This is a genomic window from Nitrospirota bacterium (assembly GCA_016207905.1).
Taxonomy (GTDB): domain Bacteria; phylum Nitrospirota; class Thermodesulfovibrionia; order Thermodesulfovibrionales; family JdFR-86; genus JACQZC01.
The window spans coordinates 14950-27175 of the sequence record JACQZC010000056.1 but is presented as its reverse complement, the minus strand read 5'-3'; the positions used below and the strand labels follow the sequence as shown (position 1 = coordinate 27175).

General features: G+C 42.7%; 13 protein-coding genes. 5 read left to right on the top strand and 8 right to left on the bottom strand.

The window, feature by feature from the left end:
• Nucleotides 1–18 precede the first annotated feature (18 nt).
• The 5 genes from HY805_07205 to HY805_07185 all read left to right on the top strand — a co-directional run bounded on the left by HY805_07205 (nt 19) and on the right by HY805_07185 (nt 2818).
• Entirely contained in the window at nt 19–222 is a 204-nt protein-coding gene (locus HY805_07205; GenBank protein MBI4823997.1) for a hypothetical protein, read from the top strand.
• A 100-nt stretch (nt 223–322) separates the two neighbouring features.
• Nucleotides 323–781: a hypothetical protein gene (locus tag HY805_07200; GenBank protein MBI4823996.1), complete on the top strand. Its 459-nt coding sequence runs from the start codon at nt 323–325 to the stop codon at nt 779–781.
• Nucleotides 782–791: 10 nt separating this feature from the next.
• Nucleotides 792–1769 (top strand): hypothetical protein, encoded by a 978-nt coding sequence (locus HY805_07195; protein MBI4823995.1) that lies wholly within the window; start codon nt 792–794, stop codon nt 1767–1769.
• A 107-nt stretch (nt 1770–1876) separates the two neighbouring features.
• Complete coding sequence (locus HY805_07190) at nt 1877–2125, top strand: hypothetical protein (GenBank protein ID MBI4823994.1); 249 nt, start codon at nt 1877–1879, stop codon at nt 2123–2125.
• Nucleotides 2126–2143: 18 nt separating this feature from the next.
• Nucleotides 2144–2818 (top strand): ABC transporter ATP-binding protein, encoded by a 675-nt coding sequence (locus tag HY805_07185; protein ID MBI4823993.1) that lies wholly within the window; start codon nt 2144–2146, stop codon nt 2816–2818.
• Nucleotides 2819–2857: 39 nt separating this feature from the next.
• On the opposite strand, the gene HY805_07180 is transcribed toward HY805_07185, so the two are convergent.
• The 8 genes from HY805_07180 to HY805_07145 form a co-directional block, all read right to left on the bottom strand.
• A complete protein-coding gene (locus HY805_07180) occupies nt 2858–3130 on the bottom strand; it encodes a hypothetical protein (GenBank protein MBI4823992.1) in 273 nt (90 codons plus the stop codon).
• Between the two features lie 13 nt (nt 3131–3143).
• Nucleotides 3144–5066 carry a polysaccharide biosynthesis protein gene (locus HY805_07175; GenBank protein MBI4823991.1) on the bottom strand — a complete coding sequence of 641 codons (1923 nt, stop codon included), beginning with the start codon at nt 5064–5066 and terminating at the stop codon, nt 3144–3146.
• A gap of 10 nt (nt 5067–5076) precedes the next feature.
• Complete coding sequence (locus HY805_07170; GenBank protein ID MBI4823990.1) at nt 5077–5637, bottom strand: sugar transferase; 561 nt, start codon at nt 5635–5637, stop codon at nt 5077–5079.
• On the bottom strand, nt 5621–6814 hold the full coding sequence (locus HY805_07165) for a glycosyltransferase family 2 protein (protein MBI4823989.1): 1194 nt from the start codon (nt 6812–6814) through the stop codon (nt 5621–5623). Before HY805_07165 ends, HY805_07170 begins: the two co-directional genes overlap by 17 nt.
• Before the next feature lie 30 nt (nt 6815–6844).
• Nucleotides 6845–8293 carry a radical SAM protein gene (locus HY805_07160; protein ID MBI4823988.1) on the bottom strand — a complete coding sequence of 483 codons (1449 nt, stop codon included), beginning with the start codon at nt 8291–8293 and terminating at the stop codon, nt 6845–6847.
• A gap of 15 nt (nt 8294–8308) precedes the next feature.
• A complete protein-coding gene (locus HY805_07155) occupies nt 8309–9748 on the bottom strand; it encodes a B12-binding domain-containing radical SAM protein (protein ID MBI4823987.1) in 1440 nt (479 codons plus the stop codon).
• Between the two features lie 15 nt (nt 9749–9763).
• Entirely contained in the window at nt 9764–10822 is a 1059-nt protein-coding gene (locus tag HY805_07150) for a glycosyltransferase family 9 protein (GenBank protein MBI4823986.1), read from the bottom strand.
• A gap of 110 nt (nt 10823–10932) precedes the next feature.
• On the bottom strand, nt 10933–12225 hold the full coding sequence (locus HY805_07145) for an O-antigen ligase family protein (GenBank protein MBI4823985.1): 1293 nt from the start codon (nt 12223–12225) through the stop codon (nt 10933–10935).
• Nucleotide 12226: the final 1 nt, after the last annotated feature.

Sequence of the window (12226 nt, the reverse complement as noted above, 5' to 3'; positions counted from 1 at the left end):
TGTTGTGAAATTGGTGATGTGACACTTGCGAGTGATTGGGTAGCACCGAAGATGCCACCAGGGCAGCCAAGTGTCGGAAATACACAGGCAGAGGTAAGAGTTTCTCTTACAAGACCCGCACCGGCTGGAGGCTGCATTGTGGATTTAAAGGTTGACATACCCGACCCTAAGTCAGGCGGGCATGACCATGGCCTGATAAATGTATGGAAGGCCCAAAGGTAGTATAAGCCCGACAAATGTTTCTTTCTCATCGGGTGAGACAGAGAAAACTGCGACTTATACCAGCTCAGAAGTTTCAGGAACAGAGGAGATAGAGTTAAAAGTGCAAGGGACAGAAAAAGGGATAAAAAAGAGTATAGATGTGAAGGTAAAGGGGCTTTATCCTATGCCCGGAGGAAACTATCGCCTTACAGGCCAGACAACTTTTCATCCAGTAAATCACTACGGGACATACTACACAGTAGTGAATACAAGGCTTATAGCAGAAGATTTTTATGAGCAGTCTAAAGCAACGCTTGGAATAAACGACATGAGTTTAATATGGGGAGGGGGGTTTGATATATACGGTAGGTGGTTAGAAGATATAACATCCCCTAAATGCAGACAAAAAGGCTATGGGCATTGCTCACATAGGAAAGGGACGAGTGTGGATATAGATAGAAGTGCGTTAGGCCCTAAGGGGTATATAAGAGTTGATAAAATACAAATAAAGAAAATTTGTGAGAAAAATGGTGGCCGTCTTGTTGAAGAAGCCACAATACACTGTGAATTTAAACGATAGGAGGTTAATCATGCTTAGAAATAAAGTGCTCTTAGTTGCACTAATATTCGGCTTAGTCCCGCCAGCTTTTGCAGAAATTTCTAAGTCTTTAACGGATGTAAAGATTTTCACCACTGTGGAATTTGAGGAAAAAAATGTTTACATATATAAATACACAGTCCATAACCCACAAATCAATAATGGACGGGTAGCTTCTATCCAGATTGACATCTCAAAACCAAAGCATAGCCAGCAGTTAAGTTCAGCAGATCTCGTTATCGAGAAAGGCTTTAACTGGGAAGGCAAGATGCTTACATCTACTTTTGACCAAGAAGTGCAAAAAATAGGGCAATTGATGGAAAGGGAGATAATCCCCGTGGGGATAAAAATTCCTAAAATTTTGATGGGCCCTTTAAACTGGTCTGGAAATATAACTGTGATGGGCACTGTAATGTTTGGTGGAAGTGAAGAAGTCCTTATTTCTCCTGGTAATTCAGTGGAGGGTTTTGGGATTGTCTCATATGGATTGCCGGGGGTTAGGGATGTTCTTATCGAACCCGATTATATTGCAAGTAGCGAAGAAGAAATAATATCTGCTACGGGGGTTTCTGAAAATGAATATATTGAAAATACATGGAATGTGCTTGATAGATTTTATAAAAGTATCTCTTTCAGTACCAAAACCCTCGGCCCCACCGCCCCACCTTTAGACTTCAACCCCCTTTCATTCCTTGATTATATTATAGGCATGAAGCATGAGGCATCTACATTAGGCTGGATAACAAACAAGGGCATAGAGATGAGTCTTGATGCAAAGTTGGAAGCCGCAAAGAAGAAACTTGAGCAAGGTCAAAATAGCACAGCAAAGAATATTTTAAATGCTCTAATTAACGAGATAGAGGCACAGGGGTGTGAAACTTACGAGGGATGCCCAAAGGGCAAACACCTTCTACCTGAGGCATATGCCCTGCTAAAGTATAATGTCCTTTATTTGATTGAAAGACTATAAAAGTCGTAGTAGATAGGAATTCAGACCTGCTCCCCCTTTTCGTCAAGATTTTTAAATGAGGCAATCCAGTATCTGGAAAAATCCTCATAGATGCTTTAAACTAAGATATGTTTACGCTCTTAAGAAGACTTCTATGCCTTGGCATAATCCTGACTTTAATTTTTATTGGCATCTCCGTATTTGGGGGCGGTGAGAGGTTCAGGTGGCTTGGCAACATCCTTAAAATAAAAAGCGACAAGGTTGCCGAAAAGGCAGATAGCATAAAGAAAACCACAGAGGACACAATATGGGGCACTGCAAAGGAACTAAAAAAATCTAAAGAGATGGAAAAAACAGTAGATGATGTGGGTAGATGATGTGGAAGGAGTAGAAAGGTGATTGAGGTTCAAGAGCTCAGAAAATCCTTCACCACTCCTGCTGGAGAGCTTCAGGTGCTTAAAGGCATTAATCTCTCCATCCAAGATGGCGAGATGGTTGCAGTAGTAGGTGCATCGGGTGTCGGGAAAAGCACCCTCTTACATATTCTCGGAACATTAGATGTGCCAACCTCGGGCACGGTCTCTTATGACGGGCATGATATATTTTCCATGGACGAAAGGTCCCTCACTGCCTTCAGAAATACGACAATCGGCTTTGTATTCCAATTCCATCATCTCCTGCCCGAATTCACAGCCCTCGAAAATGTTATGATGCCTGCACTCATCAAAGGAGGCGGAAACCGCATGAGGGCTAAAGAGGAGGCATCGAGGCTTCTTGAGGAGCTTGGTCTTTATCCGAGAAAAGACCATAGACCCGGAGAGCTATCAGGCGGAGAACAACAGAGGGTCGCTGTGGCAAGGGCACTTATCCTCAGTCCAAGTGTCGTGCTTGCGGATGAGCCCACGGGAAACTTAGATACAACTACAGGCGAGGAGCTCTTTGAGCTTCTTTTGAGATTAAACACCCTAAAAGGCATAACATTTATGATAGTCACACACAACGAATCCCTTTCGAAAAGATGCCACAGGGTCATGGAGATGATTGACGGAAAGATTCAGGGGAAAAGATAAAGGCTCTCCTTAAAAAAAGAGAGCCTTTATGAGATTCCCTTAATAAGGAATCACTACATCATATCCTACAAGGGCTTTAGATATATCCTCTGTTGACATCTGCTCATAGTTATTTGCCGGGTTATTAGTGAATATCTTACAATCCAGATCTTGAAGGGTCTCGAGATTCAAGGACATATTTTCATCCGGCTCAATCTTATTATCCATTAGAAAGACATTTACCTCATCATCTGCAAGCGTAAGACCCACTGCCATCCTCAATGCCTCGCTCTGTCTTTCCCTGACAACTACTGCGATTCTTTTTTTAGCCATGTTAGCCTCCCTTCTAAGGATATTTATGCCTTGACGGTATTTTTATCATAAAGTGTGGAAGATAGTCAAGATGGTCTTCTTGTCTTTTAAAGCTCTTGACAGCGGATTTCAATGCAGGCAGGAGACACTCATGGCAGTTGTCAGCCACTATATGGCGGAATACCTCCATGTAATAATCTATCTGCCTGCTGGATAGGAGATTTCTTGGAACTACTACATTCAATTTTTCGTGCTCTGTTTCGTAGACATCCTCGGTCTCGTCAAATAGCTCCTCATAGAGCTTTTCCCCTGGCCTCAGTCCTGTGAACTCTATCTTTATATCCTCGTGTGGCAGGAACCCTGAGAGCCTTATAATGTTCTCTGCGAGGTCGGTTATCTTTACCTGCTCTCCCATGTTAAGGACGAATATCTCTCCTCCTTTGCCCAGTGCTGCCGCAGAAAGCACAAGCTGAACCGCCTCGGGTATGAGCATAAAGAATCTCCTCACATCAGGGTGCGTAACTGTGACAGGCATGCCTTCGTCTATCTGTTTTCTAAAAAGTCGCACGACACTTCCACTACTTCCTAAGACATTGCCGAATCTCACTACAGTGGACTTCAACTGAGATATGCCATTTAAAGAGAGTGCAACATACTCGGCAACTTTTTTTGTAGCACCCATTACGCTTGTAGGGTTTACAGCCTTATCCGTTGATATCAGTATGAAGTTCTCTACATTGTATCTTACCGAAAAGTCAACGAGGTTTTTTGTGCCAAATATGTTATTCTTGACTGCCTCTATGGGATTGTGCTCCATCATAGGCACATGCTTATGTGCCGCCGCATGAAATACTGCCGTTGGTTTGTATCTCGAGAATACATACTCAAGACTTCGTGTGTCCAGTATATCGCCTACAACCGGAAATATCTCTGTCTCGTTCTTAGAGCCTCTGCCTTTAAGCTCGAGGTCTATCTCATAGAGACTGTTTTCGTACCTGTCAAACAGCACAAGGCTTAAGGGTTTATACTTTATTATCTGTCTACAAAGCTCAGAGCCGATAGAGCCACCAGCACCTGTTACCATCACGGATTTACCTTCTATGTATTGCCTTATATGCTGGATGTCGGCTCTTACAGGCTCTCTCTGAAGGAGGTCCTCGAGAGAAAGGGGCCGTATCTTTGAGACCGAGACATTGCCATTTAGTATGTCCCTCATGCCAGGCAGTATTTTAAGCGGTATATTAAAGGGCTTATATAAATCATAGATTCTCTTAATGGTCTTATGTCCAGCCGAAGGTATGGCAATCAGAATCTCATCCGGACAATGCTCTTTGATAACCTCGTTTGCTTTGTTTTCGGCTCCAAAGATAGTGACACCGTGTATAGAATGTCCTGCCTTATATGGGTCGTTATCTATAAACCCAATAGGCTTATAATTATACGCAGGGTTGTTCTTCATGTCTCTTACAATCATCTCTCCTGCATCTCCGGCTCCAATTATGAGAAGCCTTTTGCCTGATGACTGAAAGTGCAGATAATCCCTAAAGACCCTTATAAAGAGCCTGCTTGAACCTGATATAATTATGAACAAGAGCCAGTCAAGTATGTATATGGAGCGTGGGTATGTGGTGTCCTGAGCCACATACATGACAAGGACTAAAAATACAATACTTCCTCCTGTTGCAGACCATACAATCTTAATAAGGTCCCCAATGCTTGCATATCGCCACAGGTCTTTATAAAGACCCGATAGAAGGCAAAATAAAAGGCGAACTAACAAAAGAACCGAAAGGTAAGAGGCAAACTGATAAAGATATTCATGCAGAAGGACTGCCTCCAGCCTGATGGCAAATGCCAGATAATTTGCAATCCCTGCTTGCATCAAATGGATTAAGACAACGACAAAACGCCTGTTCTTTATAATAAGGTCTTTTAAATACTTATATACGATGCGCATTTAAATGCTCTTAATGCTGGATGCCTTCGCCTCTTAAAACCTTAAGGGATGTCTTATAGAGAATCTTCAAATCCAGATGGAACGAGTGGTGTCTTAGATAATACTCCTCATATGCCACCTTGGCAGGAATCGCCAGTTCGTCTCTGCCATTTATCTGTGCCCAGCCTGTTAGTCCTGGCAGGAGCTTATCTATCCCTTTGTCGGTCCTCAGGGTTATAAGGTCAATCTGATTGAATAAGGCAGGACGGGGTCCTACGAAGCTCATATCGCCCTTTAAAATATTATATAACTGCGGCAGTTCATCGAGACTTAACCGTCTCAGGACAGGACCTATGGGTGTGGAATACTCTCCGGGGTTTTTCATAAGATGCGTAGCAACCTGCGGTGTTCCTACCCTCATTGTGCGAAACTTATACATCTTAAACACAGAGTTGTTTTTGCCAATCCTGTCAGAGGTATAAAAGACAGTGCCCTTAGAGGTCAGCTTTACAATCAGAGATATGAACAAAAAAGGCACTGATAAGAGAATCATCAGAAGAAGGGCAAAAGAAAAATCAAAAAGCCTTTTCACTCTCTTTAAGTAACCTTTCTGTGCTCTGCCATGTAGAAGTCTGTCTGCGTGTCAGTGCCCTTAAAAACCCTATAAAAAGGGCTGTATTCAAAGCACAGAAATAAAACGGCATGTATAAAAAAAACGGCAGTTTTCGTGTCCTAAGGCTTAAGAAACCAATAAGTGCAGTCACATAAAAGCCCAGCTGGAGCATGAATATCCCCTTGTAGGGCATGGCATTTAGAAGCCAGATATTAACTATTAAGGTAATGATAAGCATAAATGGTCCTGCCCATCTCAGCACCCTGTGAGACCAGTAGATAAATGCCCTTACTCCAAGAAACGGATTTAAGAGATTTAAAAGACGAATGACCGATATATAATGGCCCCCGCCATCCCTTACATGCCTTTTAAACTCTCCTCCTACGGATGGCGATACATCCTCGTATGCAAGTGCATGTTCATCGTAAATGCTTTTGAAGCCTTTTTTTACAATTGTCATGGAGACCATAAAATCGTCATTTACGGTTCCATTGGGTAGTAACTCAAAAAGCTCCCTTCTTATGGCATAAATGGCTCCATTTGCACCTGCCACATATCCGAGCTTACTCTCCAGCCTTTTCAGTGTAGTCTCGTACCTCCAATAGAGGCTTTCTCCTTTCCCGCTGATAAGCCCAGAAGGGTTTCTATAAATAAGCCTTCCACTCACACAGCCAACCCCTGGGTCGCCAAAATGTCTTAGCAGTTTTTCGATGGAATCATGTGAAAACTCGGTGTTTGCATCGGAGAAAACCACAATATCGCTCTTTATACAATTCATTGCCTCATTCAGGGCAGATGCCTTTCCCCTTCTTGGAACCTCTATGAGATGAACCCTTTTATATTTATTGACATAGTCCATTACTATTTCATTTGTCTTATCGGATGAGCCGTCTGAGACTACCCATACATCCAGCATGTCTTTAGGATAATCGAGGCTTAAAGAGTTGATGAGCTTGCTTCTGATTACCCTTTCTTCGTTGTATGCGGCAATGACTATACTGACACTTAAGATTTCGCTGGTTGTAGAAAGTCTCTTTGGTCTCTGCCTATAAATGAAGGGAACCCTTACAATAGCAAACAATATCATCGGATATAAAAGGTAAGAGTAAAAAATAGCTCCAAGACAAAACCAAAAAACGACAATCAAAAATATCATCTTAGTGTGTAGCCTTCTTCGTCTTTATTGTCAGTGCTCTTTTTTGGGGATGAGGTATCGTGCAAAGACCCTGAGGGACTTCATTGTTTTTTTCATTTCCCCGGGCTTCATGATGACCTGCTTCAGTTTGTACCAGAGATACCTTGGGTCAAGGTAATATCTCCTTCTTGCATAATCGCAAAAATCCACGATGTCCTTTGAGCTTAATCCGGGAAAGCTAACCACACAGTTATGAAGCCCCTCGGATGTAAGCCAGTCGCTATATTTTTCCGAGTTCAGGTATTTGTTTTCCTTTGCCCAGTCATAAGCCTCTGTGCCCGGATAAACCATCAGGGGAAAAAACTGACAGGTGTCTGCATTTATCTCTTGAGCAAACTTCAATGACTTCATCAGCGTCTCTTTGGTCTCGCCCTTATTGCCTGCCATAAAGCAGGCATGAACCATCACCCCTGCTTTTTTTGCATCGCTCAAAAACTGTCTCATGCGCTCCACTGTAAGCCCCTTTTTTATATTTCTCAATATCTCATCGTCTGCGCTTTCAAATCCTGCCACTATGAGTCTACACCCTGCTTTCTTCATCATAAGCATCGTCTCATAATCTAAATTCGCCCTGCATTCCACTGTCCATGGTATCCGTATATTTCTCCTTATCATAAGCTCACAAAACTTTAGCGTGTGCCTTTGATTAAAAGAAAATGTATCGTCATCTATCAGAACCTCTTTTACATAGGGCAGTTCTTTCTCTATATATTCAAACTCCGAAACAATGTTTTCAGGGCTTCTCTGCCTCTGCCTCCTTCCAAACATAAGCTGTGGATAGAGGCAGTAACTGCACCTTGCATTACACCCCCGACTTGTAAATATTGATACAACAGGGTATCTACAGTGGGCATAAAAATAATTCCTTATATTAAGATGCCTCTTATAGACCTCGGATACAAAGGGCAGGCTGTCCATGTCCTCTATAAACTCTCTGTCCGGTGTTGATATAATCCTCTCATTATTCCTGAAGGTTATACCCTTTACCTTCTCTAAGTCCCTTCCCTCTAACAGGCTTGAGGCAAGCTCAATCAGCGTCAGGTCGTATTCCCTGCGTGCAATTATATCTATGCCTTGAGATAATAACAGCGTCTCCTCAGGCAGGGCAGACACATGAGGGCCTGTCAGCACAACAGAAGCCACAAGCAGTCTCTTAAGCTCCGATGCAATTGCCACATCGCTATAGATGCTGGGGGTCGATGTATAAACGACAACCATATTCGGAGAAAACTCTTTTGCAATCCGATAGCAGTCCTCCTTTTGAAGTCCAGAGGCAGGGGCATCTATCAGCTTGACCTCATGCCCGTGGCTTTCCAGAAGTCCTGTGGCATAAGCATGCCATATCGGATAGTAAAGGGTCCCGCTTTTTGTGACAGCAGGACTTCTGGAGAAGCGAGAATACCTTGGCAGAAATGGAGGATTAAGCATTAAGATTTTCATACTGCCTCATATTGTTTATGCTTGTCTCGATGCAAACCTGAACCTGTCTGCAAGCTTTCTTAGCAGATTGTTATTAAAGAAAAATCTTTGAAAAAACATGGTTCCTGCGATATACGAAATGGGGTATTTCAGGGGTCCGTATTTAGAAAACAGTCTCTCAACCCCTCTTTTTTGAATCGAAAGTGTAACCTTTCTTAATTTAGATGCAAGTCTTTTCCTATCCTGAAGTGTAAGCTCTTTTGTTGTAAAGAAAGGCCTTCCTGTTCTTTTAGAGAACCTGAGATTCTTATCCATGCTATTAAGTAGTTCCAGTGGTTCGCCTGTCCATGCTTGATTTTCCTCAACCCATCTATAAAGCTCGGTTCCAGGAAATGGAATCAGGTTATAGAAATCAGCCTTAAAAACCGGATATTTCTCTGCAATCCTTATGGAATCCTCTATGTCCTTTACAGTCTCTCCCGGTGCCCCGTATACAAAGAAAAGCGATACCTCCAATCCAAGCTCACAGCTTAATCTAATAGCGGATTCTATCTGCTCTATGGTCTCACCCTTTCTCAGGGTCTTAAGAACCTTGTTATTGCCTGCCTCGACACCAATTCCAAAGCTCCTGAATCCAACCTCTTTCATCCTCAACAGTAATTCCCTGTCAAGACGGTCTGCCCTCAAACCATTGGAGGCACGAAGGACAAGCCCTTTAAGCTGTCTTTTTTCGATTTCATCGCAAAGAGAAAAGACCCGCTCACGATAAAAAGTCAGGTTGTCATCGAGGAAATTAAATATCCTTCTACCTTTTCTGTACCAGTAATGAATCTCCTCTCCAATACTTCCAACCGAGCGTACCCTTACTTTTTTCCCAAGGGTTAAGCCCACAGAGCAAAATAAACATGGATACGGACATCCCCTCGAAGTGATTATGCCTACCTCATTTGCATACCTCGACATCTCGAACTTTTCGTATCTGGGCCAGCTTATATCATTCAGATTGTCATGCCTCACATAGGGCATTCCGAGCCTGATGTCTCCTGAATCTCTGTAGATAATGCCTGGAATCTCCTCATAGCTTATACCCCTTAAAAATTGAATCAGCGAATACTCTGCCTCCCCTACGAAGGCAAAATCTATCTGGTCGTAGTCCTCCAGAACCTTCCTGCCTAAAAGGGTAATGTGTGGTCCACCAACGATAGTTTTTACCAATGGATATTTATCTTTGATGGTCTTAAGCAGGCTGAAAAATTTCTTATGCCCCACAGTGTAAACAGTAACCCCTACAAAATCATATCCACCACGGGAAATCTCCCTCAGCACATCACCTTTTGAGTATCCGAGCTTCATGTCAATCACGCCATAATCGATTGCCGAATCATGAAGTGCCTGGGCAAGATAGCCTGTGCTTAATGGTGGCCTGCTTGAGCCAAGCTCATCGGAATAGACATTGTATAAAAGAAGAATCTTCATAACGACCCTCCTCATTCATAGAGTCTTACTCAAGATAGCCTTTGCCTCATTAAAAACCTCTTCGGGCTGGATAGCCGAAATGCACAATCCTGCTTGAGAGGCAGTATGAAAACAATAAAACTGCCAGCAGGGAGAGCAATAAAGCCCTTTATAGATTATCCTGATTTCCTGTTTCCCCCATGGCTTGAAAAGCTGGGGAGATTGCGGTCCCATCAGTGCAACTATAGGAATCCCTGATGATGCCGCTATATGAAGGGGCCCACTGTCAAATCCGATATATAAGGTCCCCTCAGAGAGTGCTTTAGAAAGCTCTGTCAGGGCTATCTTGCCACATAGATTCCCTATCCTATCAGAATACTCCGATAGAGAGCTGTGCTCCTTTATGCTCAGGGCAACCTCATGGTCCGTCTTACCGCCTAAGAGATTTATTCTAATATCAGGGCTCCATTTCAATAACCGCCTACATAGCTCTGAAAAATTCTCCTTGGACCACTTCCTGAGTCCACTACCTGCTGAGACATGAATAAACACAACCTTTTGGTCACCTTGCCATATAAAGGGACGATATTCAGGTTTACATGCAGACTCGCTAACCTTAACGCCTGTAAGGTCATCGAGACACTCAACATAATGGATAAACCGCCTCTTAACAGCCCTTCCTGTGATTAAAGGCATCCATGCCCACCTGAGAGGGTTTGGATATTTCGTAAGAGACCTCATGGGAATCCTGTTTTTTAAAAGCCAGAGGAATGTGGTAATATCTGCCCTCAGCCATATCGCATAGTCGAATCTCCTGTCCTTTAATGCAATCTTGGGGAATTTAAGTTTCTTTAGGTATAAAGATTTATAGCGATAATACTTCTGTGAGTTATAAAGGATGACATCGTCTACATGCCGATTTTTCCTTGCAAGGGCTTCGTTTACAGGGTCGGTCATAACAGTTATATGTGCCTTTCCATCGTAAGATTCCTTTACTCCCCTAAAAACAGGAGAGGATAAGACGAAATCTCCAATCTGGCCAAGCTGGATTATTAAGATAGCAGGCTGATTTCTCTTGGTGTCATCCTCTTTCACAGGCAATAGCCTTTCATATAGAATATGAATACATGCCTGTAAGAATGAGATAAGAGACAAAAAAAGGGTTTTTATAAAGAAGAAAATCTTTCGCAATAACATCCGAACCCCTAATCAGCCTTGAATATCTTCATCCCTGCCACATACATTGCAAGTGATAGAGCAAACCCGCCTGTATAGAAATTCCCACTGCTTGAATTAGCGGCAATTGCCAATGCCAGTATCGAGCCGCCATAGCCCATTCTGACGAATGTGCAGTCTCCAGAGCACCCTCCCCCTTTTGCAAGCTTATACAGCCTGTAAGCTATCCATGCGAGGATTAAAAGCCCTACTGCACCTGTCTCTGCCAGCCACTCTATATATGAATTAAGGACCGGAACCCGGGATTTATCGAAGCTCAAGACCCAGAAATCCTGATTTATCGTCCCTGATACTTGCTCTGCCAAAAGTGGAGACTGCCCAATGCCAACCCCGCTCAATGGGTTATCCGCAAACATGCTATAACCAATAATTAATGTAAGGGTCCGTGCATTAACAGAAGAAAGCTCGGATACGAGCTTCGTAACGACCATTACATTTATCGCAGTGTAAAAGAGAAAAAACAGGATTGAGATGGAAATTAGAGGTATAAGCAAGCTTTTTTTCCTATAGAATTGCCTTCGGACTATTAGAAAAGCCACCAGCATCGCAATCATCATCGATACGGAAAATGTAAAGAGCAAATCTACTACTGCAAGGAATAAAATAATCCCTAGAAATCTTTTTGAAAACCAGCTTTTATCAGAACCTGTCTTTATTAAGGCATATACCGGGAAAAACCCACTCAACAGTATCAAGCCAAATGTCTGTGGCTCTCCAACATAGCCTCCTATACGAAAATAGCCCTCTGTCTCTGAAATAACCGTTATATTGCCAAATCCAACATTAAACACCTTTAGCATTACCACCTGTAGAAAGCCTAAAAGGCATACGATAAAATAAAGCATTATCGTGACATTGACCACTGTGAAGTATTTTTTCTTTGTACCCACATTCGAGACTATAAACTCAATCGCAAATATAACAAGAATCAGCCTGAGAAGAAATGACAATCCCCGAAAATCAGGGTGGTTGAGGCCTGTTGTCCATGCATAGGAGTAGGCTTCCGATGGAATAGCATTGGAAGGCACGATACCTGTTATAAGCAGTGAGATTAATGCCCATGAAAAAAGAAGAGCTAACGGCAACTGTAGGGGATGAGATTTCAGGACAAACCGTCTACCTAAAAGTCCATTAAACAAAAAAACCGCTACCATCAGTATGGAAACCAGCGAAGATGCATTCACAGAGGCAATCTTGAGGGTGTCTCCGCTTGAAAGCAAAAACACCGAGAAAACAAAAAGCACTACTAATTTAAACCCCATC

What these genes read in the sequence shown, in the direction of transcription:
- HY805_07195 (MBI4823995.1), top strand. Translation starts at nt 792, where the DNA reads ATGCTTAGAAATAAAGTGCTCTTAGTTGCACTAATATTCGGCTTAGTC.
- HY805_07190 (MBI4823994.1), top strand. Translation starts at nt 1,877, where the DNA reads ATGTTTACGCTCTTAAGAAGACTTCTATGCCTTGGCATAATCCTGACT.
- HY805_07180 (MBI4823992.1), bottom strand. Translation starts at nt 3,130, where the DNA reads ATGGCTAAAAAAAGAATCGCAGTAGTTGTCAGGGAAAGACAGAGCGAG.
- HY805_07175 (MBI4823991.1), bottom strand. Translation starts at nt 5,066, where the DNA reads ATGCGCATCGTATATAAGTATTTAAAAGACCTTATTATAAAGAACAGG.
- HY805_07165 (MBI4823989.1), bottom strand. Translation starts at nt 6,814, where the DNA reads ATGATATTTTTGATTGTCGTTTTTTGGTTTTGTCTTGGAGCTATTTTT.
- HY805_07160 (MBI4823988.1), bottom strand. Translation starts at nt 8,293, where the DNA reads ATGAAAATCTTAATGCTTAATCCTCCATTTCTGCCAAGGTATTCTCGC.
- HY805_07155 (MBI4823987.1), bottom strand. Translation starts at nt 9,748, where the DNA reads ATGAAGATTCTTCTTTTATACAATGTCTATTCCGATGAGCTTGGCTCA.
- HY805_07145 (MBI4823985.1), bottom strand. Translation starts at nt 12,225, where the DNA reads ATGGGGTTTAAATTAGTAGTGCTTTTTGTTTTCTCGGTGTTTTTGCTT.